This is a genomic window from Flavobacterium hydrophilum (assembly GCF_003202405.1).
In the GTDB taxonomy this organism is placed as follows: domain Bacteria; phylum Bacteroidota; class Bacteroidia; order Flavobacteriales; family Flavobacteriaceae; genus Flavobacterium; species Flavobacterium hydrophilum.
This window is the reverse complement of record NZ_QJHL01000001.1, coordinates 2279051-2305777: the sequence shown is the minus strand read 5'-3', so window position 1 is coordinate 2305777 and position 26727 is coordinate 2279051. Positions and strand designations below refer to the sequence as shown.

The 26727-nt window shown below is 33.4% G+C and carries 20 protein-coding genes; 13 read left to right on the top strand and 7 right to left on the bottom strand.

Annotated features, from left to right (window positions below; translation table 11 throughout):
* Positions 1–22 precede the first annotated feature (22 nt).
* Together DMB68_RS08850 and DMB68_RS08845 are read right to left on the bottom strand one after the other, a co-directional pair.
* Positions 23–1282, bottom strand: coding sequence for a mechanosensitive ion channel family protein (locus tag DMB68_RS08850; protein ID WP_110346239.1), 1260 nt, complete (start codon positions 1280–1282; stop codon positions 23–25).
* Entirely contained in the window at positions 1275–1562 is a 288-nt protein-coding gene (locus DMB68_RS08845; protein WP_110346238.1) for a DUF3817 domain-containing protein, read from the bottom strand. The genes DMB68_RS08850 and DMB68_RS08845 overlap by 8 nt, the downstream gene beginning before the upstream one ends.
* A gap of 103 nt (positions 1563–1665) precedes the next feature.
* On the opposite strand from DMB68_RS08845, the gene DMB68_RS08840 reads away from it, so the two are divergent.
* The 6 genes from DMB68_RS08840 (at position 1666) to DMB68_RS08815 (ending at position 7877) form a co-directional block, all read left to right on the top strand.
* Positions 1666–2199, top strand: a complete 534-nt coding sequence (locus DMB68_RS08840; protein WP_110346237.1) for a DUF6155 family protein — start codon at positions 1666–1668, stop codon at positions 2197–2199.
* Between the two features lie 108 nt (positions 2200–2307).
* Positions 2308–3846, top strand: coding sequence for a DEAD/DEAH box helicase (locus tag DMB68_RS08835; protein ID WP_110346236.1), 1539 nt, complete (start codon positions 2308–2310; stop codon positions 3844–3846).
* 132 nt (positions 3847–3978) lie between these two features.
* Complete coding sequence (locus DMB68_RS08830) at positions 3979–5181, top strand: tetratricopeptide repeat protein (RefSeq protein WP_110346235.1); 1203 nt, start codon at positions 3979–3981, stop codon at positions 5179–5181.
* A gap of 105 nt (positions 5182–5286) precedes the next feature.
* Complete coding sequence (locus DMB68_RS08825; protein ID WP_110346234.1) at positions 5287–6333, top strand: o-succinylbenzoate synthase; 1047 nt, start codon at positions 5287–5289, stop codon at positions 6331–6333.
* Between the two features lie 94 nt (positions 6334–6427).
* A complete protein-coding gene (locus tag DMB68_RS08820) occupies positions 6428–6901 on the top strand; it encodes a CYTH domain-containing protein (protein ID WP_110346233.1) in 474 nt (157 codons plus the stop codon).
* A 7-nt stretch (positions 6902–6908) separates the two neighbouring features.
* Positions 6909–7877: a YpdA family putative bacillithiol disulfide reductase gene (locus tag DMB68_RS08815; protein WP_110346232.1), complete on the top strand. Its 969-nt coding sequence runs from the start codon at positions 6909–6911 to the stop codon at positions 7875–7877.
* Positions 7878–8089: 212 nt separating this feature from the next.
* Here the strand turns inward: DMB68_RS08815 and DMB68_RS08810 are convergent, their stop codons facing one another.
* Together DMB68_RS08810 and msrA are read right to left on the bottom strand one after the other, a co-directional pair.
* Complete coding sequence (locus tag DMB68_RS08810; protein ID WP_110346231.1) at positions 8090–9658, bottom strand: protein adenylyltransferase SelO; 1569 nt, start codon at positions 9656–9658, stop codon at positions 8090–8092.
* An 8-nt stretch (positions 9659–9666) separates the two neighbouring features.
* Positions 9667–10200, bottom strand: coding sequence for a peptide-methionine (S)-S-oxide reductase MsrA (gene msrA / locus DMB68_RS08805; RefSeq protein WP_110346230.1), 534 nt, complete (start codon positions 10198–10200; stop codon positions 9667–9669).
* A gap of 182 nt (positions 10201–10382) precedes the next feature.
* On the opposite strand from msrA, the gene DMB68_RS08800 reads away from it, so the two are divergent.
* A complete protein-coding gene (locus DMB68_RS08800) occupies positions 10383–11876 on the top strand; it encodes an aminotransferase class V-fold PLP-dependent enzyme (RefSeq protein ID WP_110346229.1) in 1494 nt (497 codons plus the stop codon).
* A gap of 69 nt (positions 11877–11945) precedes the next feature.
* On the opposite strand, the gene DMB68_RS08795 is transcribed toward DMB68_RS08800, so the two are convergent.
* Positions 11946–12446, bottom strand: coding sequence for a hypothetical protein (locus DMB68_RS08795; protein ID WP_124019411.1), 501 nt, complete (start codon positions 12444–12446; stop codon positions 11946–11948).
* 371 nt (positions 12447–12817) lie between these two features.
* Between DMB68_RS08795 and rpsA the strand changes: the two genes are divergently transcribed.
* On the top strand, positions 12818–14596 hold the full coding sequence (gene rpsA, locus DMB68_RS08790; RefSeq protein WP_110346227.1) for a 30S ribosomal protein S1: 1779 nt from the start codon (positions 12818–12820) through the stop codon (positions 14594–14596).
* A gap of 130 nt (positions 14597–14726) precedes the next feature.
* Positions 14727–17051, top strand: coding sequence for a DUF7619 domain-containing protein (locus tag DMB68_RS08785; protein WP_110346226.1), 2325 nt, complete (start codon positions 14727–14729; stop codon positions 17049–17051).
* Between the two features lie 79 nt (positions 17052–17130).
* Here DMB68_RS08785 and DMB68_RS08780 read toward each other — a convergent pair whose 3' ends face one another.
* Positions 17131–17658: an ExbD/TolR family protein gene (locus DMB68_RS08780; RefSeq protein WP_110346401.1), complete on the bottom strand. Its 528-nt coding sequence runs from the start codon at positions 17656–17658 to the stop codon at positions 17131–17133.
* A 70-nt stretch (positions 17659–17728) separates the two neighbouring features.
* The gene (locus DMB68_RS08775; RefSeq protein ID WP_110346225.1) at positions 17729–21679 is read right to left on the bottom strand and encodes a hybrid sensor histidine kinase/response regulator transcription factor; all 3951 of its coding nucleotides are present in this window, start codon (positions 21677–21679) and stop codon (positions 17729–17731) included.
* 446 nt (positions 21680–22125) lie between these two features.
* Here DMB68_RS08775 and DMB68_RS08770 point away from each other — a divergent pair, with 446 nt between their 5' ends.
* From DMB68_RS08770 to DMB68_RS08755, 4 genes are all read left to right on the top strand, one after another.
* Positions 22126–22929, top strand: a complete 804-nt coding sequence (locus DMB68_RS08770) for a hypothetical protein (RefSeq protein ID WP_124019410.1) — start codon at positions 22126–22128, stop codon at positions 22927–22929.
* A gap of 93 nt (positions 22930–23022) precedes the next feature.
* Positions 23023–24189 carry a cellulase family glycosylhydrolase gene (locus DMB68_RS08765; RefSeq protein ID WP_110346400.1) on the top strand — a complete coding sequence of 389 codons (1167 nt, stop codon included), beginning with the start codon at positions 23023–23025 and terminating at the stop codon, positions 24187–24189.
* A gap of 166 nt (positions 24190–24355) precedes the next feature.
* On the top strand, positions 24356–25408 hold the full coding sequence (locus DMB68_RS08760) for a glycoside hydrolase family 43 protein (RefSeq protein ID WP_110346223.1): 1053 nt from the start codon (positions 24356–24358) through the stop codon (positions 25406–25408).
* Between the two features lie 18 nt (positions 25409–25426).
* The gene (locus tag DMB68_RS08755; protein ID WP_110346222.1) at positions 25427–26611 is read left to right on the top strand and encodes an aldose epimerase family protein; all 1185 of its coding nucleotides are present in this window, start codon (positions 25427–25429) and stop codon (positions 26609–26611) included.
* Positions 26612–26727: the final 116 nt, after the last annotated feature.

Genomic DNA, 26727 nt, shown 5'->3' with positions numbered 1-26727 from the left:
CAGCCTGAAACCTGAAACTTGTTTACCTGTCCAAATGGCCAATTGCAGAAGGTAATTCGAACATTTCCAAATCAAAATAAATTACCGAGGCCATAATGTGGTCAAAAATATCTGCCATTATGTATTCGTAATTAGCCCAGCGTTTATCACCTGAAAAAGCATAAATCTCCAAAGGAACTCCATACTCTGTTGGTTGCAGCTGACGGCAAACCATATGCATGTCTTTGTTTAATCCCGGATGATTAACCAGATATTGAATAATGTATTTTCTAAATAATCCAAGATTAGTCATATTTCGGCCATTTAGCGAAAGCGTTTTATCAATTCCATGCACTTGATTGTATTTCTCAATTTCAGCCTGTCTGGATTCGATGTAAGTGCTGATTAATTGCACTTTTTTCATTTGGTTCAGATCGTCATTATTTAAAAAACGAATACTGCTGCTTTTGATCAAAATGTGTCTTTTAATGCGTCTTCCTTCAGATTTTTGCATTCCGCGCCAGTTTTGAAATGAATCAGAACTCAACGAATATGTTGGAATAGTGGTAATGGTATTGTCAAAGTTCCGGACTTTTACAGTCGTCAGATTGATTTCAATTACATCGCCATCGGCCCCAAATTTATCCATGGTAATCCAGTCTCCAATACGAACCATATCATTGATTGCTACCTGGACACTAGAAACAAATCCTAAAATAGTATCTCTGAAAATTAAGATAATAATGGCCGAAAGTGTCCCTAAAATAGTCAATAATTCGCCTTTTTTGATTCCGAATAAAGTCGAAATAATCATGGCAATTCCAAAAATCCAAAGAACAATCATAATAACCTGAACAAAGCTGTCTATAGGTTTGTCGCTGTATTCAGGTTTGCTTTTTAAATAATCGCGTAAAGCATTAAAAATAGTTCTTATAATCCATAAACTGATCAGAACGATATAAACGCCCACTATTTTTCCGAACATCAGCTCCCAATATTCATATCTGTCCAAGATAACCGGAACAGCTTTGTAAATAAAGAAAAACGGAATTAAATAAGCGGTGTATTTAGTAGTTTTATTGTGAATCAAATAATCATCAAACTTGGTTTTGGTTCGCTGTGCAAAAATTGCTGTCAACGTTACCAGAACAAACTTGGCAACGTAATAAATAGCATAAGCCAGAGCCAGCATGATGGCAATATTAAAGATCAGGCTGATGTATGACGCAAAGTTGCGGCTCATTCCCCAATCCCTGAAAAGCGGATATAAAAAATTGAATATTTTATCCAAAAGCTTATGCATTATTTTCTAAATATTTTCTCTCAATATAAAAAGTTCCAAACGGAATAAGAGAAGCAATAAGGATGATTCCAAATGTTTTTAAGTCCCAGTTTTGGGATTTTTTCAATAAAGCAGCTAATATAATGTAGCCTATAAACAAGACTCCGTGTCCCATTCCAAACGGACGGACTATTGTATGATAAAGTTCCGGATTACTGGATTTTAAAAACAACATATTGGCGATTAATACTAAATAAGAAATTCCTTCTAAAATAGCGGTAACTTTAAAAATCTTAAGCATGTATTTATTTTTTAAATTTATATTGGCAAAATTAAGTATTAAACCCGATTATTAAAGTATGTGTAATAAAAGTAATTTACTTTTGTAATCTTAAACTTTGAGTATGAGCAAACGTGATTTGAAAAAATATGTAGGAGAACTAAACAAAGAGCAGCTCGAAGAACAAATTATCGAGTTGTACGAAAAATTTAGTCCCGTAAAGGTCTTTTATGACTTTGTTTTTAATCCGAAAGAAGATAAACTTTTACAGGAAAGCAAAGCAAAAATCTCACATGAATATTTTCCTGTAAAAAAGCCTGGTGCAAAATGGCGACCGAAGGCAAAGATGCGTCGTTCTGTGGCTCAAAAAATCATTAAGCATTTTATTTTATTGGGCGTTGACGCGTTTGTAATTGCAGATATTATGCTCTATAATATTGAAATTGCCCAAACATATTCGTCCGGAAACTTCATAAAACAGGAATTGTTCTATAAAAGCATGCTTAATTCTTTTGAGCAGGCGGTGAATTTTGTGATTTCTAATGGGATTTTAAATGAATTTAAATTAAGAATTGTTGCAATACAACAAGAAACTCTTCAACAAAAATGGAAAAATAAATATGAATTTGAAGCGATTTTAGACAAAATAGATATATAAATGTATTTCTCATAAAAAATCTTATTTAAAAAAAACATTTATTTTAGGTTAAAATAAGATGAAAAACTGTTTTTTAGGTGTACTTTTGCAAAAATTCAAAAAATTACAATGCTCCCAAACACTTTAGAAATAGAAAGAGAAGACAGAAAAGAACTTTATGCATACCAAAAAGGTGATATTGATGCCATTTTTGAACGCTTAGATAATGCTCCTGCTCAACATCATTTATTATATCAGCTGCCTACGGGTGGTGGGAAAACAGTAATTTTTTCCGAAATAGTGCGTCGTTATTTAGCTAATAACGATAAAAAAGTAGTAGTGTTGACGCACCGTATTGAACTTTGTAAGCAGACTTCAAAAATGCTGAAAGGTTTTGGCGTTTCTAATAAAATCATCAACAGTAAAGTAAAAGAACTTCCTGATCAAAATGATTATTCATGTTTTGTGGCGATGGTTGAAACTTTAAAGAACCGTATTAATGACGAGAAATTGCATCTTGATAACATTGGTTTGGTAATTATTGATGAGGCACATTACAATTCATTCAGAAAATTATTAAACTCATTCAAAAATGCCTTTATTCTTGGAGTAACAGCAACACCTTTGAGTTCGAATATAAAGTTACCAATGCACCAAAGTTATAATGAACTTATTGTAGGGGATACTATTAGTTCATTAATCGACAAAGGATTCCTTGCGAGGGCTACAACTTACAGTTATGATGTTGGTTTGACTTCTCTAAAAGTAGGTATCAACGGAGATTATACAGTAAAATCCTCTGATGATTTGTATACCAATACGCTTATGCAGGAAAAATTGCTTCATGCGTACACAGAGCGTTCATTAGGTAAAAAAACACTGATTTTCAATAACGGTATCCATACTTCGCTATACGTTTATGAAACCTTTAGAGAAGCGGGTTACGACGTTAGGCACCTTGATAATACAAGCAGTGCAGAAGAGCGTAAAGATATTTTGGCTTGGTTCAAAAAAACGCCTGATGCTATTTTAACCTCTGTCGGAATCTTAACTACCGGTTTTGATGAGCCAACAGTTGAAACTATTATTCTAAACAGAGCTACAAAATCATTGACATTATATTACCAGATGATTGGGCGTGGATCGCGAAAGTTGCCTGGTAAAGATGAATTTACAGTTATCGATTTAGGTAATAATGCAGCCCGTTTTGGTTTATGGAGCGAGCCTGTAAACTGGCAGCATATTTTTAAATCTCCCGAATTTTACTTAGAAAATCTGCGTGATGATACTGAAATCGAAATGTTTTTCAAATACAGTATGCCGCCTGAATTGCGTGCAAAATTCAGTAAAACAGCCGATGTTACGTTTGATGTAGATGAAGAGCACAAATTAGCAATTAAGCAAAATTTACGTTCCAAAATTGTATTAGACAAATCATTGGAACAACATTCGGCTATGTGTGTTGATAATACAGAAACACTTCAGGAAGCAAAAGCACTAGCTAAGGAACTGGATGATGATATCGAATGCCGTATCAAACGTTATGCAAAATGCTTAAGTCAGTGCAGTAAAAACTACCGCGAATGGCTGGTTGATGATTACAAGAAAAACATGACGCTTTTAATAGGTAAAAAATACCGAGAAAAAATCATGAACGAACCGGACTGATGAAAAAAGTTTCAGGTTTAAAGTTTCAGGTTAAAAAAATATCAAGACGAGCTAAGTTGAACGTATTGAAGTTTGGCATTGAAATTGTTTTTTGTTATTGAATTTTGATATTGAATTTTGATATTGAATAATATGAATTTGAAGAGAATTTTTGTTTTGTTTCTAATTGGTTCTTTTTATAATGTTACCGCCCAAAAAGATGGTTATTGGGATAAAGAACGCGCCACTACAAAGGAAATAATCGTTTCTGCAGGAGACCGAATAACAGTCAAAACAGAAGATTTACCAGTAGGTACAACTGAAATCGTTTATCGGGTTACACTTTTAGATGAAAATCAGCAAATGGCCAATAGTTTGGTTTCATTGCTAAAATCTATTCCCGATCCATATGGAATTGGTCAGGGTTCTGCAGGAGCTGTGTTTTTGATGTCAAAAATTTCAGGTGACGACAAATGCACGTATGCACTTTTTAGCTCTGATGCAAATGCAAAAAAATATATTGATAACGGAAAAGTTAATGACGCCTGTTATGCTCAGACAGAGTCTGTTAGTAAAGATGCTAAGCGTTTGTCAATCGAAAAATCTTCTTGCCTGAATGCAAATACTACTACTATTTGGTTTGGCTTCGAGAGCAAAAACTGGCTGTTGAAACAAAAAATAGTTTTGGAAGTCGTGCCTTGGGTTGACACTAAGCTAAACCGTGGATGGAATCAGGATAATAAGAATGAAATTGTCAGTTTGTGCAAAACCTCTACAATGGCACAAAAAATGGCAAATTCAGATGATTTTTGTGTTTGTATTTTAGACAAAATCATGAAACAGTACCGTTATGGTGAATACCAAAAATTGCTTGCTATAGAAAAAACAAAGGTTTACAAGGATTTTGGAAATGCTTGTTATAATGATGCGTCTATTTCTAAAAACGTTTATAATGATTTACGGACCCAGGCAAATGCTTTGATAAAATTGCAGAAATACAATGACGCAATCCCTAAATTAAATACGATAATTAATGCCGGTAAAGCAACAGCTCTTGATTATAGCTCAATTGGCTATAGTTATATTCTAACCAAGCAATACGCAAAAGCAATCAAGTTTTTAAAAGAAGGCGAAAAGTTAGATGACACGGAATTATTAGTAAAATTAAATTTGGCCCATGCCTATCTGGTTAATGACAATTACAGCGATGCAAGGCAGATTTATAAAAAATACCAGTCTCAAAACGTAACAGACAGTTTAAGTTGGATAGATAAAACCAAACAAGATTTTGCTCTTTTTCAAAAAGCAGGATTGCCTTCATCCGACTTTGAGAGGGTACTGAAATTGTATAATTAAAAATATTTTCACCATATAAGTGATTATAGGTTTATTTAAATTTGCCGAAAAAGCGAAATTAAATTTTCTTATAATCACTTATATGGTTTAAATACACCACCACATATGAAAGCTACTTATCAAAAATACATGCTCGAATTTAAGCGTCCTTCAGGAACGTCAAGAGGTGTTATGATCGAAAAAGAAACCTGGTTTATTGTACTCGAAGAAAACGGTAAAAAAGGAATAGGAGAGTGTGGTATTTTAAGAGGACTGAGCGCAGATGACAGAGAAGATTATGAAGAAAAATTAAAATGGGTTTGTCAAAATATTCATTTAGGAGAAACTGTTCTTTGGAATAAATTACTTAAATTTCCTTCTATTCAATTCGGAATAGAAATGGCTTTTTTATCCCTGAAAAGTGAAAATCCTTATCTGTTATTTCCTTCAGATTTTACTAATAATTCCAAATCAATTGTCATAAATGGCTTGGTTTGGATGGGTGAAGAAGCTTTCATGAAAGAGCAGATCGAAGAAAAACTCAAACAAGGATTTACCTGTATTAAACTCAAGATTGGAGCTATAGATTTTCAAAAAGAACTCGAGTTATTACGATTTATCAGAACTCATTTCACTCCAGATCAAATAGAAATCAGGGTAGATGCAAACGGAGCCTTTTCTTCAAATGAAGCTTTAGATAAATTAAATCAATTATCTGGTTTTGAATTGCATAGTATAGAGCAGCCTATTCAAAAGAGCAATACTGACAGTATGGCAGAACTATGTAAAAATACCCCTTTCCCTATTGCCTTGGATGAAGAACTTATTGGTGTGTTTTCATTCGAAGAAAAAGAAGCACTTTTGCAAAAGATAAAACCGCAATATATCATTTTGAAGCCAAGTTTTGTTGGTGGCTTCAGAGGAACCCGGGAGTGGATTACGTTAGCTGAAAAATATAATATCGGCTGGTGGATTACCTCAGCACTGGAAAGCAACATTGGTTTAAATGCAATTGCACAATGGACATTTCTGCTAAATTCTAATATGCCCCAGGGATTAGGTACCGGAGCACTTTATACCAATAATATTGATTGCCCGTTGGAAGTTTTGAATGGACAATTGTGGTACAGTAAAACTAAAAACTGGGATTCTGCTTTTTTTGAAAAAGTCTGATAAAATCACTTTTTTGTCTTCTTAAAATTCGAATAAACGAATTTAGTTTAGCACCAAATTAAGTAACTTGCATAAAATTTAATCAGCAGAACTAATGATAGAGATTGAAAGAAAATTTCTTGTGAAATCTGACGAATTCAAAGTACAGGCTTTTGCCGAAAATAAAATTGCGCAAGGTTATTTAAGTTCGCTTCCTGAAAGAACAGTCCGTATCAGGATCAAAGGCAAAAAAGGATTTATCACGATAAAAGGTATTGGGCATCATGGCGGAATGACCCGTTTTGAGTGGGAGAATGAAATTCCGCTGGACGAAGCTCAGGAATTGCTTAAATTATGTGAAAAGGGTAAGATTGAAAAAACGCGTTATGAAATACAATCAGGCAAACATGTTTTTGAAGTGGATGAATTTTACGGAGAAAATGAAGGTTTGGTTATGGCGGAAATTGAACTGGAATCTGAAACTGAATCTTTTGAAAAACCAGACTGGCTGGGTGATGAGGTAACAAATGATGAGCGCTACTACAATGCTTATTTAAGCAAAAATCCTTTTAAAGACTGGGAAAAATAACAATTTTATGACACATCCATACGATCTGATTATTGTGGGAGGAGGTCCAATCGGGCTTGCATGCGCAATTGAAGCTCAAAAGAAAAGCCTGAATTATCTGATTATCGAGAAAGGGGCAATTGTAAACAGTATTTTCAATTATCCTTTGTATATGACTTTTTTTTCTACGGCGGAAAGACTTGAAATAGGCAACATTCCGTTTAATTGTCTGGCTCCAAAACCCGGACGTCAGGAAGCATTGGAATATTATAGAAACATTCACCGTTATTTTAATTTCAATATTAATTTATTCGAAAAAGTCACAGAAGTTCAGAAATTAGAAAATCAGCTTTTTAAAATCACAACAGATAAAAGTCTTTACGAAGCTAAAAATGTAGTTGTCGCAACCGGTTTTTATGATATTCCGATTGAAATGAGCGTAAAAGGTGAGGAGCTGTCTAAAGTTCGTCATTACTACAAAGAAGCTCACGAATACGCTTTTAGGGATGTTCTGGTTGTTGGTGCGAATAACTCCTCAGTTGATGCGGCTTTGGAATGTTGGCGTAAAGGGGCAAATGTAACTATGGTAATTCGTAAAACCGAAATCAATAATCGGGTAAAATACTGGGTAAAACCGGATATTGAAAACCGAATAGCTGAAGGCAGTATAAAAGCGTATTTTGAATCAAATATTACTGAAATTCGGAATAATCAAGTGGAAATAGAAACTCCGAATGGCAAAGTAACTATCAAAAATGATTTTGTCCTGGCACTGACGGGCTACAAACCTGATTTATTGTTTCTTGAAAAGATGGGTATTCAGTTATCCGACGATGAATTGAAAATACCAACTTACAACGCTGAAACTATGGAAACGAATGTTGATGGATTGTTTTTAGCAGGTGTAGTCTGCGGAGGCATGCAGACTCACAAATGGTTTATTGAAAATTCGCGTATTCATGCCAGTATGATTGTGGATTATATTACTTCGAAATAGATTTTAATATTACGATAAGCGATTTTAGCCGTCACTTCGAGTGATTTTAAAGATTAATGCAATAGCTTTAATGTTTAAAATTGTATCGAGAAGCCTTAAGGAAATAAGGTTCTTGATACTTCGTTATAATTTTCTATCGCAAATTATAACTCAACTCGAACTGACGAATTTATAACTTAATGATATTGAGCTCGATGTTGTGTTTAAAATTTTTAAGAACTGCACGAAAGCATAGAGCATCCTACCTTTGACCTCGCCCAGTCTGGTCGTTTTGCAAACCATTTTTCGTATTCAGGCTGCTCATCATAAGGTTTTTTGAGTAATTCATATAATTCCGTAATTAGCGAATAATCTTCTTTATCAGCAGCATCAATCGCTAATTGTGCCATATAATTTCGCAATACATATTTAGGATTAACGGAATTTTGAAGTGCAATTCGTTCGTTATCTGAAGTGTTTTCGTGATTAAGACGCTGCATATAATCGGCAAACCATAATGACCAATTGTTTTTAATCGTGTCTTTGATTTCTTCCGGTTTGTAAAAAGCATCTTCAATAGCCTGCAGTGCTTTTTCTGCCGAATCGCCTTTTCTGATTTTGTTCAGATTACGATAAAAAATAGTCATATCGGTTTCTGATAATTGCAGATTTGATTCTAAATAGGCTATAAATTCAGCATCATTTTCTGATGGAGTTAATAATCCCAGTTTGGATAAAATCATTTTTGTGTAATCTGAATTGAAATCAGTAATGAACGATTCTAGTATTTTCTCTAAAGGCTCAGCTTCATTGATTAACGGATAAAGCGAATTAGCTAATTGAAACAAATTCCATTGTGCAACCTGAGGCTGGTTTCCAAAACGGTATCTTCTGTTTTGACTGTCGGTTGTATTCGGTGTCCAGTTTGGATCGTAATTTTCCAGCCAGCCATAAGGTCCGTAATCAATCGTTATTCCGTGAATAGACATATTATCGGTATTCATTACGCCATGAACAAAACCTACGCGCTGCCAGTGCAGGATCATTTCTCTGGTTGTATCAGCAACAGTTTTAAAAAACTGTAAATATTGTTCTTTTGGTTCGCCTGTAATTTCAGGGAAATAATGTTTGATATTGTATTCAATAAACTGCTTTAGATTCTTTAATTCATTTCGGGCAGTAAGCATTTCAAAACTTCCAAAACGTATGAATGATGGAGCTACACGGCATACAATAGCACCATTTTCGTAAGCAGGATTTCCGTTGTACAAAATATCCCGAAGTACCTGATCGCCTGAAAGTATTAAAGAAAGTGATCGGGTAGTGGGAACGCCTAAATAATGCATCGCTTCGGCACATAAATATTCCCGAATAGATGAGCGTAAAACCGCTAATCCGTCTGCAGTTCGTGAATACGGTGTTTTTCCTGCTCCTTTTAGTTGTAAAGTAAAATATTGATTGTTGTGTTCAACTTCAGTTAAATTTATAGCTCGTCCATCGCCTAATTGTCCTGCCCAGTTTCCAAATTGATGTCCCGCATAACACGTAGCATAAGGTTTCGTTTCCGGCAGAATTTCTTTACCGGAAAAAATAGTTACAAATTGTTCTGACTGAATTTCATCTTTTGAGATTCCAACCAATTCCGCAACTTCTTCTGAAGCATGAATCAGTTTAGGATTCGAGGGTTTTGTTGGGCTTACATAAGAAAAAACGGCTTGTGAAACCTGGCGGATTTCGTTGTTTTCATTAGGGTCAGCCGGTAATTCAGTTGTAAAACGATTATGTATTTTTAATTTTTTCATTTTAATTTTCAATCTTTTAATTTGTCAGCATACATTTTTTTTAATTTATATACTTTAGGATCAATCACCATTCGGCAATAACCTGCTTCGGGGTTGTCATTGTAATAATTCTGATGATCTTCTTCGGCTTCATAAAACACCTGAAAAGGTTTTAGCTGTGTTACAATTGGATCCGGAAAAACAGATTTTAGTTCACTGAAAACCTGTTCGGCAATTGATTTTTGTGTTTCATCGTGATATAAAATAATCGAACGGTATTGTGTTCCGCTGTCAGCTCCCTGGCGATTTAGGGTTGTAGGATCATGGCTTGTCATGAAAATGGTAATTAAGTCATGGTATGAAATTATGTCAGGGTTAAAAACAACCTGAATCACTTCTGCATGTCCGGTTCTTCCGGTGCAGACCTCTCTGTAAGCCGGATTTTTAATTTGTCCGTCAGAATATCCGGATTTCACGGTTTCGATTCCGTTTAAACGCTGAATTACAGCTTCTATGCACCAAAAACAGCCGCCACCAAAGGTTGCTACGGATAAATTTTTCATTTAATATTATTTTAGTTTACCGATTTCTCCTATTAGTTATGTAGGATATTATGATAAATTGTTTGTAAAAAGACTAATTAATTAAAGATAGTAAAAAGTAATTTTAAATTTTAAGTTTCTAATTGATAATTCTGCAATTTTATTTAAAAACAATATATTTGCCGTCAAACAAAAGTACATCCATGAATAGCAAAAATAATACCACGGGTTTAGAAGCTTATTTTAATGATTTTAGGCAGAATATTGTTGGAATTGATCAGTGTTTTGATTCTCCTTATGGTAAAAAGAAAATCATTTATACCGATTGGACTGCCAGCGGAAGACTCTATCGCCCAATCGAAGAAAAGCTTTTAAATGAATTTGGTCCTTTTGTTGCGAATACTCATACCGAAACCACTGTTTCAGGGACTGCTATGACAAAGGCATATCATCATGCGCGTCACATTATCAAGCGTCATACAAACGCCAATACTGATGATGTTTTAATTACAGATGGTACCGGAATGACAGGTGTAATTAATAAGTTTCAGCGAATTTTAGGTTTGAAAGTTCCTGAAAACCTAAAGGCTTTTACGAATATTCCGGCTGAGAAAAAACCGATTGTTTTTATTTCTCATATGGAGCATCATTCGAATCAGACTTCCTGGCTGGAAACGATTGCAGATGTTGAAATTATTCCGTGTTCTGAAACTGAAAAAGGGCTTTTTAGTCTGGATAATTTAAGAGAATTATTAGAAAAATACAAAGACAGAACGATAAAAATTGCTTCGATTACGGCATGTTCAAACGTAACCGGATTAAGAACTCCTTTTCATGATGTAGCAAAATTGATGCATCAGTATAATGGTGTTTGTTTTGTAGATTTTGCCTGTTCAGGGCCTTATGTTCAAATTGATATGCATCCTGAAGACCCACAGGCATATTTGGATGCGATTTTCTTTTCACCGCATAAATTTTTAGGAGGTCCCGGAACTTCAGGAGTTTTGATTTTTAATAAAAAATTATACAATAATATGATTCCGGATTGTCCGGGCGGAGGAACTGTTAGCTGGACAAATCCTTGGGGAGAACATAAATATATTGATAATATTGAAGACCGTGAAGACGGCGGAACTCCAGGGTTTCTGCAAGTGATTAAAACCGCTCTTGCTATTGAACTGAAGGAAGAAATGGGTATTGAAAACATCCTGCAGCGCGAGCATGAAATTGTAGATTTTGTTTTTAGTGAGCTGAATCCGATTTCGAATATCAAAATTCTGGCGGGACATCATCAGGAAAGGTTAGGAGTAATTTCGTTTTTTATAGAGGACTTGCATTTTAATTTAGGAGTAAAATTACTGAATGACAGATTCGGAATTCAAACCAGAGGAGGCTGTAGTTGTGCGGGAACTTACGGGCATTTTTTACTGCATGTAGATCAGGAAACTTCGAATAAGCTGGTTGATGAAATTACGATTGGCGATTTAATCAAAAAACCGGGATGGATCAGAATGTCAATTCACCCAACGACAACGAATGAAGAAATTGCTTTTGTTTGTGAAAGTATTAAAGAGCTCGCTGAGAATCACGAAAGCTGGAAACTGGATTATACTTATGATAAAAATACGAATGAGTTTGTGCATAAAAATGCTAATTCTTTTGAAGATGAATTGGTTGCTGGTTGGTTTAATTCTTAAGACTGAAAAAAAAATATATAAACCCGACAGGTTTTCAATACCTGTCGGGTTTGTTTTAATTAGTCTTTTTTAAATTCTGTTTCTAACCTTTAGAAATAATACCAAAAAGAAAATGTAAACAACAAAATAAATTTTTATTCTATTATTGTTTTCAATTTCTTCTGAAATATTAATATTTTTTTGATCTTCATAAGCAAATTTTGAAGTTTTATGATCTAAGTTCCAAATATATAATGAATCTTGGTGGTCGGTCATGTATTCGTATATTTCTTGCTCATACGATTGATGATTCAAAATGATCCCTTTTCTATCTTGATTGGTTAAGATACTTCCTTTGTTGAAATAAAAAGTTGTAGATGTTGAAGTTGCAGAACTTTTTCCACTTCTGGAACTTGATGTTTTTGTAGAATCAATTTTTACTTTTATCTTTTTAAACTGTTTTTCATGTTTAATGATTTTGTAATTGTCTGTAAATTCGAAAATAAAAAGGAATGTCATAAAAGTTGAAAAAAGTAGTAACCCTATTAATAATAAGGATAATATACATGACTTTGTATTTTCTTTTTTCATATTTGATACGATTTTTTAGCTGTAAATATAGGAGGTTATATTAGAAATTTAGATTCAATACTTGATGGAGAATAAAACTTCTAATTTAGCCCCGATAGAGCGGTTATCCTTTTATGGCAGGGTTTGCCATAAAAGATAAGAGCGAAAGCGGGACTTTTGGTCTTGAAAAACCACAAAATCATGTGCTTCTGACCAATTAACTGATAATCATACCTGTTTTTGTTGGCTGTTACAAATAAATGTATTAATTTTGCAGTCCTTTTGGCAGAGAAGAGTTTCCATTAGGAATCAACTATTTATGTAAAACAACTTCTGTTTTTTTACTGCTTTATGAAACTCAGGGAAAACAGAATACAAATTTTTTTATCAGCATGTCTGAACAATTAAAATCACAAGAAGAGTTTTTAGCAAATTTTAACTGGCATAACTTCCAAGAAGGAATCGACGCAGTAGATGAGAAAAACTTATTAGAGTTTGAAGAACTAGTATCAAAAACTTTCATCGCTACAGATCAGGAAGAAGTAGTTGAAGGTGTTGTTGTTAGAATTACAGATAGAGACGTTATCGTTGATATCAATGCTAAATCTGAAGGTGTTATTTCTTTAAACGAATTCCGTTACAACCCAAACTTAAAAGTAGGTGACAAAGTTGAAGTATTAATCGACATCCGTGAGGATAAAACAGGTCAGTTAGTATTATCTCACAGAAAAGCACGTACTATCAAATCTTGGGATAGAGTTATTGCAGCTAATGAAACTGGAGAAATCGTTAACGGTTTTGTTAAATGCAGAACTAAAGGAGGTATGATCGTTGACGTATTCGGTATCGAGGCGTTCTTACCAGGTTCTCAAATTGACGTTAAGCCAATTAGAGACTACGATGTATATGTAAACAAAATGATGGAATTCAAAGTGGTAAAAATCAACCACGAATTCAAAAACGTTGTTGTATCTCACAAAGCGCTTATCGAGGCTGATATTGAAGTACAGAAAAAAGAAATCATCGGTCAATTACAAAAAGGACAAGTATTAGAAGGTGTTGTTAAAAACATTACTTCTTATGGTGTGTTCATTGACTTAGGTGGTGTTGACGGATTAATTCACATTACTGACCTTTCTTGGAGCAGAATCAACCACCCAAGTGAAGTTCTTGAATTAGACCAAAAATTAAACGTTGTAATCCTTGATTTCGATGATGAGAAAACAAGAATTCAATTAGGATTGAAACAATTAAACGCTCACCCATGGGATGCTTTAGATGCTAATTTAACTATTGGTGATAAAGTAAAAGGTAAAGTAGTTGTAATCGCTGATTACGGTGCATTTATCGAAGTTGCTGAAGGTGTTGAAGGTTTAATCCACGTTTCTGAAATGTCATGGTCTACTCACTTACGTTCTGCTCAGGACTTCGTGAAAGTTGGAGATGTTGTTGAGGCAGTTATTTTAACTCTTGACAGAGATGATCGTAAGATGTCATTAGGTATCAAACAATTAACTCAGGATCCATGGACTGACATTACTTCTAAATACCCAGTAGGTTCTAAACATACAGGTATCGTTAGAAACTTTACAAACTTTGGTATTTTCGTAGAATTAGAAGAAGGAATTGATGGATTAATCTACATCTCTGACTTGTCTTGGACTAAGAAAATCAAACACCCATCTGAATTTGTAAATGTTGGTGAGAAACTTGATGTAGTTGTATTAGAATTAGATGTTGAAGGACGTAAATTATCTTTAGGTCACAAACAAACTACAGCTAATCCTTGGGATCAATACGAAGATTCTTTCGCTGTAGGAACTATCCACAACGGTGAGATTTCTGAAATCGTTGACAAAGGAGCTACTGTAGAATTCGGAGATGATATCGTTGCTTTCATTCCTACTCGTCACCTTGAAAAAGAAGACGGAAAGAAATTGAAAAAAGGTGATACTGCTGATTTCAAAGTAATCGAATTCAACAAAGAATTCAAAAGAGTAGTTGCTTCTCACACTGCTATCTTCCGTGAAGAAGAAGAGAAAAACGTGAAAGCTGCAACTGAAAATACTTCATCTAACTCTACTACTAATGCACCAGCTGCAACTTTAGGAGATAACAATGATGTATTAGCTGCATTGAAAGCTAAAATGGAAAAAACTGAGAAAAAATAATTCTTAGCTTTTTTATAAATAGAAAGTCCCACATCACTGTGGGACTTTTTTTGTTTTTATAATCTCTTTTTTAACAAATAAAGTTGTGTTATTGTTTTGAAAAGTTATTTTTGTGTGAAAATTTATATATATGAAGAAAATTTACTTTTTGTTTTTTGTTTTTTACTTTTTTAATGGTTTGAGTGCACAAATTATTAATTTTCCTGATGCTAATTTTAAAACTTTTTTGTTAAAGAATTTTGATTGTGCAAAAGACGCACAGGGATATTATACCAAAATTGATAAGAATGAAGATGGTGAAATCCAGGAGAAAGAGGCATTAGAAGTTGTTGAATTAAATGTGTATCAGCAAGGAGTTCCTGATAGTGAGAAGATTTCCTCATTAGAGGGGATTTTAAAATTCACTAATTTAAAAGTTTTAAATTGTAGTTATAATAAGCTAGAAATATTAGATATAAGTGGTTTAACTAAACTTGAAAAGTTAAACTGTATCTCTAATAAATTAAGTTCATTAGATTTGAGAGGCTTAACTAAACTTCAAAGTTTAGAATGTAGTTATAATCAATTTACTTCGTTAGATATAAATTTTTTAATAAATCTTCAAGTTTTGGACATTGGAAGTAATCATTTTACTTCAATAAATTTAAACTTAATTAATCTTCTGGATTTGAGGTGTGCCGGTAATAAATTTACTGCCTTAGATCTAAACGGATTAACAAATCTTCAATATTTGAATTGTTCTGGTAATCAATTACAATTATTAAAATTTAATGGGTTAAGTAAACTAAAGTATTTAGACTGTGAAAATAATAAATTTACAACACTAGATTTAAGCAGTTTGACTAATCTTAAGAAGTTATATTGTGGTTATAATTTTGAGCTGACTAATTTGTTTATTAAAAATGGATCTGTTGAAGATTTAACGTGGAGGTCATTGATGCCAAATCCTAAACTGAAATATATTTGTGGTGATGAATTTGAGATGGAAAACTTGAAAAATATTTTAATTTTAAATGATTCCCAAGCTTTAGCTATAAGTAGAATGTATGGTTCCACTTATTATCAAGTAAGCAGTTATTGCTCATTTACTCCTGGTGGAATTTTTTATGCAGTTAACGGAAATACAAAATTTGATACAAATTCAGACGGATGTGATTTCAGTGATAAAACTTTTCCAAACTTGAAATTTTCTATTACAAATGGAGTAATTTCGAGTAATTTAATTTCTAACACTTCGGGAGCTTACTCTATATATGTTCAAACGGGAACACATACTCTTACGCCAGTAATTGAAAATCCAGATTACTTTTCGGTTTTTCCTAGTGCTGTTGCAGTTAGTTTTCCAAGTGTAGGAACTCCATTTGTACAAAATTTTTGTGTTACGCCTAATGGTGTACATCCAGATTTAGAAATATCTTTATTACCAATTGATGTTTCAAGACCCGGTTTTGACGCAAAATATAAGATAGTCTATAAAAATAAAGGGAATAAAACACAAACAGGTTCAATTAACATCAAATTTGATGATACTATATTGGATTATGTTTCTTCAAGTACAGCATTCTCTAATCAGACATCAGGTAATTTAGAATGGAATTTTATAAATTTACAGCCGTTTGAAAGTAAAGAGATAATTTTTACAATGAATGTAAATTCACCAATGGAAACTCCTGCAGTAAACAACGGTGATATATTAAAATTAACAGCGACTATAGTATCACAAGCCACAGACGAAACTCTAATTGATAATACATTCACATTAAATCAAACCGTAGTAGGTTCTTACGATCCAAATGATAAAACGTGTTTGGAAGGTTCTATTATCACTCCAAGTTTAATAGGGGAGTATGTACATTACATGATTCGTTTTGAAAATACAGGAACTTATCAAGCACAAAGTATCGTCGTAAAAGACATGATTGATTTATCAAAATTTGATATTTCGACTTTAATTCCAACTAGTTCAAGTCATTCATTTGTAACTAAAATTTCAGAAGGAAATAAAGTGGAATTTATTTTCGAAAATATCAATCTTCCTTTTGATGATGCGAATAATGACGGTTATGTTGCTTTTAAAATCAAGACACTTCCAACATTAAAAGTTGGGGATTCGTTTACAAACGAGGCGAATATTTATTTTGATTATAATTTCCCGATACTTACTAATAAAGCGACATCAAAATTTCAAACGACTTTAAGTAATCCAGATTTTGAGTTTTCTAATTATTTTGCCTTATATCCAAATCCGGTAAGTGATGTTTTAAATATTAACGCTAAACAGGCTATTGAAATACAATCATTAGCGATTTATGACATTTTAGGGCAATTGGTGATTGCGGTTCCAAATGCAAAATCAGTTTCAAGTATTGATGTTTCAAAGCTTAGAGCGGGAACTTACTTTCTAAAGGTTAAATCAGATAAAGGAAGTTCAGGTATGAAGTTTATTAAAAACTAAACTATTAAGCAAAAAGTCCCGCATTACTGTGGGACTTTTGTTTTATGATTGGTTATTAGGAGTTCTTCTTGAAGTTTTATTATTTAGAAGCTAATAATTTTGTTTCTTCAGGAGTATAATAATCTACAATTGCATAAGAATTGATTCCTGTAATATTCATTTCATCAAGAATATTAACCAGATTTCCGTAATTAGATTTTTTACTCGGCTTGATGATTACTGTAACACCTATTTCAGGTTTCCCCATTCCGGCAGAGTATTGATGAACTTTTTTATCAATAATTAATAATTCTTTGCGTATTCCATCTTTTCCATATTCTACTTCTTTAGGTTTTTGAACAGGTGAGTATAGCAATCCCATGTAAGTAATCATTTTGTCATTATCATCGAGTAACACAGTTAAAATGCGATTTTCATCTGGTTTGCTGCAACCAGGTTCAGGACCGCAACCTCTGTCCCCATGTCCAAAGTCCATAATTTTCGGTTTGGCCAATTCAGTTGTAACCATAAAGAACACAATCAGTAAAAATGAAACGCTAACCATTGCAGTTAAATCGACTCTTGTATTTAGTTTTCTGCTTCTGACTTTTTTAGGCAGGTTTTCCATAATGAATGATTTTTTAATAAATCTAATGATAAAATTGAAACAAAATTGAGTCAGACTTAAAAATAATTTATTAATTGCCATTATTGATAAACTCCGAAGGCGACATACCAAAACTTTTTTGAAAATTCCTGCTGAAACTCGATTGGGAATTATAACCCACAATTTCTGCAATTTCATAAACTTTGTATTTGCCGGAAAGCAATAATTCTGCTGCTTTTTTTAGTCGGGCATTGTTGATCAGTTCGTTTGGACTCAGGTTGGAGATGTCTTTTATTTTGCGATATAAAGTAGAGCGGCTCATGTGGAGAATATCGGCCAATGACTCAACACTTAAATTAGTATCTGCCATATTCTGATCTATAATTTCGTCCAGTTTTTTAATAAAATCTTCGTCGATTTTATTATGGGCTATTGTTTTTAAATGGGATAGAGGAGAACTTGCATAATATTCCATTACGTGGCGCCTGTTGGACAATAAATTATCAATTTGCGCCAATATAAAATCCATCGAAAATGGTTTCGAAATATAAGCATCGGCACCTGATTCCAGCCCTTTAATTCTGGATTGTACAGCGCTTAAAGCTGTTAATAAAATAACCGGGATGTGACTCGTTTCAATGTTAGATTTAATACGGTCGCACAACTCGATTCCGTCCATTATTGGCATTGTAATATCACTAATCACAATATGTATCGTTTCGTTGTGAATTACTTTTAAAGCTTCTTCTCCGTTCGCAGCTTTGAAAATTTTATATTCTTTACCCAATTCTTTACTCATAAAATTAAGCAGCTCCACATTATCCTCGACAACAAGTATTTGAGTTTTAATATTTTTAGCTATAATCTCATTTTCAAATTCTTCATTGCTTTCTTTTACAGCAGTTTCGGAGGTATCCTTATAAAGATGAAACTCACTTTCCTGACGCAGTGGCAACTTTAAAACAAAAGTATTCATGGAGTCGTCAGAAAATTGCAATTTTAATGTTCCGTTATGCAATTCAGTCAACGAATGGGCAAGTGACAATCCGATTCCGGTTCCTGTCTGCATTTCAGAGCCTAATATCCTGAAGAAAGGTTCAAATATTTTGTTTTTAAGGTTTTTTGGAATTAAATTCCCATCATTTTTGATGATAAATTCCAAAGAATCTTCATCCCTGAATAATGTAATAAATACTTCGCTTTTTGCATATTTTATAGCATTGCTGATTAAATTGCTCAGAATTTTTCGAATTGCTTCTTCATCAACAAAAGCGTAAATGTTTTTTTCACCCAGTTCTAATTCAAAATGAATGCTTTTTTCTTCAATTAGAGGGGTAAATTGCGATTGTAATTGTTTTACTAATGCTGATATATTTGTTTCCACAAAAGTAAGCCCCATTCCTTCCATTTCTGTCTTCCTGAAATCAAGCAATTCGTTAACCAAATTGAGTAGGCGGGAGGTGTTTTTCTCCATTATTGATAAATTGGGCAGAATTTCCGGAGACTCGTAGGATTTTTTTAACAAGCTTTCTAAGGGACTTTTAATTAAAGTTAAAGGAGTTCGTATTTCATGGGCAACATTGGTAAAAAATTCAATTTTTGCATGATAGATTTCCTTTTCTTTTTCGTTATTAAGATTTGCAATTTTTTGATTGTTTTCCTTAACATTCATGTTGTGATACCTGCGTAAAAGCCAGTAAAGGCATCCTGCTATTATTAAAAAATAAAGAATAAAGGCATAGGTACTTGCCCAAAATGGCGGTAAAATGGTAATTCCAACTACAGCTTCTTTGCTCCAGATACCACCGGCACTTAGAGATTTAACCCTGAATTTGTAATCGCCCGAAGGGAGTTCTGTAAAAAACACTTTATTATTTTTATTCAAATACACCCAATCATCACTAATGCCGTCCAGTTTATACCAATATTCTGTAAGCTCAGGAGCTGTATAGCTTAACGAAGCAAAATCAATGTTAAAATTTGACTGATGATTTTTTAAAGTAATATTTTTAATAAAAGAAACAGATTCGTCCAGCGGAGAATCGTCATCATTTACCACAACATCCTGATTATTTATCTGAAGTCCGGTAATAAATATGGGAGGATTGTATTTATAAGTACTGAAATTTTTAGGATTAAAACTAATCATACCATTTAGGTTACCAAAATACATATCTCCATTGGAATCCTTAAAAGCCGAGCTGTAATTAAACTGATCGCTCAACAATCCGTTTGCAGTAGTAAAGATTTTTACTGCTTTTGTTTTATAGTTAAATTTGACCAATCCTTTTGAAGTGGTAATACATAAATTCTGTTTTTCATCCTGTAGAATAGAGTAAATTACATTGCTTGGAAATCCTTCTTTAGTGGTAAATTTTTTGAATTGTTTTTTTCGGGTATCAAATAAATTCAGGCCATTTTCGGTTGCTATCCAAAGGTTATGCTGTTGATCCTGAAAGATTGATGTGATAAAATCATTACTAATGCTTTTATCATCTTTTAAATCATGTCTGTAAACTGCTTTCTCTTTAGTTTTTGAATTGTAGAAGAACAGCCCGTCTCTATAGGATCCTGCCCATAAATTTCCTTCTCTGTCCTTAAACATACAGGTGTAATGAGTGGATTGGGAGAACTCGTCACAAATTTTGAAATCATCATTTTGCTCATCATATAAATAGATACCCAATGAGGTTACAACGTATAATTTCTTTTCAGGAGTTTCATAAAACGTAATTATAAAGTTACTTCTTAAATTACTTGAATTAAGGTCATAATGTTTTATAACGTTTCCGGTATTGGCATCCATTATATCTAATCCATGTTCAAAAGTTCCTATCCAGACTTTATTTCCTCGTGGTAAAACAGCATGTATATTATAGAAAGAAAGCCCTGATTTTGTTCCGTTAGGCTGGAAATTAACAAATTTCTTCGTCTTAAGGTTGAATTTATTAATTCCGGCATCTTCGGTACCAATCCAAAGATTTCCCTGGTTGTCTTTGTGAATTTCGCGAACGGCACTTCCAACTATTGCATTTTCACTTTTGCGCGGAAAATATTTTTTAAACTGATCGTATTGTTTTTGGTGGTAATTTACGCCGCCAAAATAAGTTCCAATCCAGACACCATTCTCTTTGTCAATCGTAATGCAATACGCTGCATTGTCTGAAATGGCATAAGGATCACTCGCACTTTTACGTAAATTCCGGATCGTTTTATTTTTTAAATTATAAATATAAACACCTGATTCGCTTGCAATCCATATTTCATTTTGATTGCTTTTTTTAAATTGTCTGACAAAAATTGGTCTTTCGGAACCGTTAATAAAAGGAGATGTTTTTCCACTTGACACATCGTATTTGTAAATACCGTGATCTCTTGTGCCAATCAAAATTGAATTGGCATCTAATGCATAAATGACTGAAATCGAAAAAGTACTGTTAGGCAACTGTACATTAATTTTATCGAAACTTTGAGTCGCTTCAGAATAGCGATATAAATCATCATAAGATGATGCCCAGATTACCCCATTTTTATCACAGGTAATAGAAGTGGCATAAAAGGAATTTCTGTCAAAAAGAGTAGTCTCTTTTGTGTCAACATTATATTTGACCAGCGTTCCAATAGAAATAAACCATAAGTTATTTTTCAGATCATTGTCAATATCGTTAATACGATTATTTATTGCCTCATTCAAAAAAGTAAATTTCTCTAACTTTTTATCATAAGAATACAATCCTTTGTCAGTTCCAACCCAAATATAATTTTTGAATTCATGCAGCGACTGAATGTAGTTTATTCCTAAGGATGTTTTAGGATTTGCTCCACTTCGAAATGTTTTAAAATGATATCCGTCAAAACGATTCAGACCATCTTTGGTGCCAAACCATAAAAATCCATCTTTATCCTGAATCGAGGCTAAAACAGAATTGTTAGACATACCATTTTCGACCTTATAATGTTTAAAATAATATTCCTGACTGAAAACTGTAATTGACAAAAACATAAGACAAGCGAGTGTCCCTATTTTGAAAAATCTTTGCATGTAAATGTTTTATTAATTTTTTATAAAAATAACTTCTCCAATTGTGTCATAAGCATTCATTTTGTTTTGTAATGCAGGTTTACAAGGTTTACTATTGATGAATTGCACCATTTGAACACAATTGTGAAACAAAATGGGATTAAAATTATCTAGTTCGTATCCTAATTTGGTCGAAAATAAAAATCATATTTTTTTAGCATATAAATTAAAGTATTAATAAAAAATAGCTGAAATATTTTAAAAGGTGTCAAAATAAACATCTTTAGAGCTCTTGCAATATTAATTATATTTTAACGAATACAAAATGAAATCCTTAAAAGTTGTCTTTTAAATTATAATAAACGAATGGGGATCATTTTTGATTTTAGTTGCACTGTTAAAGCTAAAGAAATTCAAATAATAATGTGCCGAATTATAATTACTAATTATTAAAAGTTATAAATGTAATGATGAAAAAAATACTTCTGTTTTTAACAGCTCTTATTTGTGTGAGTAATGCGATTGCTCAAAAAAAAACATATTTATTAGTTCAATTTATGAAAGTGGCTCCGGCACAAGAATCAGCCTATCTTGAAACGGAGAGTTTTTGGGAAAAAATACACGATCAACGCATTAAAAGCGGTGCGATATTAGGATGGCAGCTTTGGCGTTTGCAGCCTGGAGGTGAGAATCAAAACAATCAATATGTAACGATTCAGGTTTTTGATGACCCAATCAAAATGTTTCAGGACGGTCCAGGCGAGAGTTTCTTAACCATTGCCAAAAGAGCATTCCCCACTATGTCTGAAGCAGATTTAGTATCAAAAAGAACCGAATCTCTTCAAAGCAGGGATTTGACTGAAACATTTTTTATGGAGCAAATTGACCAGACAAAAGGACAATTCAATATGTCTTTAGGAAATGTAATGGCAATAAATTTTATGAAAGTAAGTCCAAATAATTATACAAAATATGAAAATGCAGAATCAAAAATCTTTAAACCCGAATGGCAAAATAGAATAGATGCAGGGAGAACTGGCAGCTGGAGTTTACTGAAAGTGATAACTCCCAAAGGAAATGCTTTAAATAGTGGAATCTCGCATGTTTCTCTGGATAAGTTTAAAGACTTTAATCAGCTGTACGGAAGTCCTAATACTTATAATACCCTGCGTTCCGAAGCAGACCAAAAAGCATGGCAGGAAGCTTTAACTACACGAGAAATAAATTCGTATATGGCGGTTTTAATCAAAAAGGCAGCTAAAGATTTATAAATTTTTAAAATATACCTTTTTCATATTAAACATTATAGCTTTTGGAATTTAATCATGGATTTCCAAAGCTTAAAATCAAAATACCTTTTTACAATGAAAAATAAATTAATAGCTATTGCTTTATTTTCGGTACTCACAATTAGCTGTAATAAAAGCAAAAATGAAGTTAAAACCGATCAAAGCCCTACCGGAACTTCTGTTACTGAAAGAACAATCTGGACAAAAGAGAAAGCTAATACATGGTATGCAAAACAGCCGTGGCTTGTAGGGGCTAATTTCACACCCGGTAATGCCATTAACCAGTTAGAAATGTGGCAGAAAGATACATTTGATCCTAAAAAAATAGATCAGGAATTAGGCTGGGCAGAAAGCATAGGAATGAATGTGATGCGCGTTTATCTTCATGATTTGCTTCATAAAGATGATGCCGAAGGATTTTATAAAAGAATGGATGAATATTTGACTATCGCTGATAAACATCATATCAAAACATTATTCGTTTTGTTTGATTCTTGTTGGGACCCGTTTCCGGTATCAGGAAAACAAAGAGCTCCTAAGCCATTTTTGCACAATTCGGGTTGGGTGCAGTCACCGGGACAAAAAGCACTTTTAGATGAAAAACAAACTCCCCGTTTAGAAAAGTACATTAAAGAAACAATAGCGCACTTTAAGGATGATAATCGAATTTTAGGCTGGGATGTCTGGAATGAGCCGGACAATATGAACAGGCCTGCTTATGTAAAAGTAGAAACTGCTAATAAAGAAGAACTAACTTATAATCTTTTGAAAAAGGCTTTTCAATGGGCACGTTCAAGCAATCCTTCACAACCTTTAACATCAGGAGTCTGGGCAGGTGACTGGTCTGAAAAAGAGATGAAACCTATTTTTAAATTACAACTGGAACAATCAGATGTTATTTCTTTTCACTGTTATGACAAACCAGCAGACTTTACAAAAAGAATCAATGAGCTGAAGCGTTACGGAAAACCATTGTTATGTACCGAATACATGGCAAGACCAAACGGCAGCACCTTTGAAGGATTTTTGCCAATCGCCAAAGAAAATAAAATTGCCATGATGAACTGGGGCTTAGTAGATGGGAAAACACAAACTAAATTTCCCTGGGACAGCTGGACAAAAAAATATACTTCAGCACCGCCTGTATGGTTCCATGAGGTATTTAATGCGGATGGAACTCCATATAAAAAAACAGAAACAGATTTTATAAAAAAGATTACAGCCGAAGTAAATTCTAAATAAAAAGCATAAAAAAATTAAAGATAAACTGTGGTTAGTTGTTTATGTGATGCAAGTTATCGGGATTATTTTATCCCGGTAATTTGATTTTTAATACAATCTATCTGAAAGAATCAATAAAACAACACAATAATTACAAGCCTCAAAACTGCTCATAAAAATAATTATAATGAAAATAAATAATTCAATATTCAAACAAACACTAATACTGATTCTGTTTTGTTTAGTAAGCAAAACAGTTTCTGCACAGCAAACATTTACCAATCCTCTTTTAGATTACGGAGCAGATCCGTATAGTACCTATCATAATGGCTATTATTACTACACTCATACGATGCAAAATCATCTGGTTCTTTTAAAAACCAAAAATTTGGCCGATCTGCAAAATGCTGAAAAGAAAGTCATTTGGACTGCACCGGCAAACACAGATTATTCTGCTGAAATTTGGGCACCTGAGTTTCATTTTATCAATAGCAAATGGTATGTATATTTTGCTGCAGATAATGGTTCGAATAATACACACAGAATGTATGTTTTAGAAAACGACTCAAAAGATCCAATGAAAGGGGAATGGGTTTTTAAAGGGAAAATTGCTGCACAAACAGATAAATGGGCTATTGATGGGAATATTTTTACATACAAAAAACAATTATACATGATTTGGTCCGGCTGGGAAGGAGATACTAATGGACAACAAAATATTTATATCGCCAAAATGAAAAATCCTACTCAAATTGACGGCGACAGAGTTCTAATTTCAAGTCCAACAAATCCCTGGGAATTACATGGTGCGCTGCATGATGATGTAAATCCTCCGCAGGTAAATGTAAATGAGGGACCTCAGTTCCTGACACATAAGAATAAAGCATTCATTGTTTTTTCGGCAAGTGGTTGCTGGACGGATAATTACAGTTTAGGACTACTAACTTTTACAGGAAAAAATAATTTGCTGGATCCTTTGGCATGGGTAAAATCAGATAAGCCTATTTTGGAACAATCAAATAAAACAAAAGTATATGCTCCGGGACATAACTCATTTTTTAAGTCACCAAATGGCAAAGAAGACTGGATTTTATACCATGCAAATTCTAACCCGGGTGAAGGATGTGGTGTACAAAGATCTCCAAGGATGCAGCAGATCAAATGGGATGAAAATGGAAACCCTGTTATTGGTGAGCCAATGTCAGAAGGAGTTTCTATAGCTATTCCTGCAATGAAATAAGTAATAAAACATACAACGATGAAAAAAAATCAATTAGTCAGTGTTCTTCTTTTAGGGGTGTTTTTTCAATTTTCTTGTCAGAAGAAACAAAGTGACAATTCCAACAACTCCAACAAATCGCTAACTGAAAATGTGAATTTGAAACCGGCAACTCTTGATTCTATTGATTTCAAAAAAGAAATCGACGGAAAGGAAGTAAATCTTTACTGGATAAAAAATAAAAATATCCAGGCTGCTTTTACCAATTACGGAGGCCGTTTGGTTAGTTTACTGGTCAAAAACAAGAACAACGAATTTATAGATGTTGTAGTTGGTTTTAAAAGCATTAAAGACTATCAAAATTCAACTGAGAAATATTTTGGTGCTACTATTGGACGCGTTGGTAATCGAATTGCAAAGGGAAAATTCAGTTTAAACGGGAAAAATTATAGTATTCCGGTTAACAATGGTGAAAATGCCTTGCACGGCGGGACGAAAGGATACGAAGATGTAGTTTGGAATGCAGAAAAAATTAATGACCAGACTTTGGTTTTTACTTATGTTTCTCCGGATATGGAAATGGGTTTTCCCGGAAACTTAAAAGTAAAAGTTACTTATAGTGTGACCACTGATAACGAAGTGAAAATGGAATACGAAGCAACAACCGACAAAACAACGATTGTGAATTTAACCAATCATGCTTTTTTTAATTTGAACGGAGAAGGAAGCGGTACGATCTTAAATCATCTGGTGCAATTTAATGCAAAAGAATATACTCCGGTTGATAAAGGCTTAATTCCAACAGGTAAAATTGAAGCTGTAGCAGGCACGCCATTCGACTTTGTTACTCCTCATACAATTGGAGAGCGTATAAAAACGAAAAATGTTCAATTGGAAAACGGAGGCGGATACGATCATAATTTTGTATTAAATAACAAAAAGCGAAACGGAATGGCACATGTAGGCTCAATAACAGGAGATTTATCAGGCGTTGTTATGAATGTTTATACTGAGGAACCAGGTTTTCAGTTTTACAGTGGTAATTTCATGCAAGGCAAAAATACATTTAAATCCGGCGCAAAAGATGATTACAGAACAGCTTTTGCTTTAGAGACACAACATTTTCCTGATGCACCAAATCAACCAAATTTTCCATCCATAACATTAGAGCCCAAAACAGTTTATCATACAGTATCTGTTTATAAATTTTCAGAAAAACCTTAATTTATTTATTTTCAGAAGTCTTTAAATACCAGATAGTTCGGTAAAAAAATAAATTCCACACTTATTTTTTATAAAAATATTTTGTAGAATCAATTTCTTTGTATTTATTTGCTAAA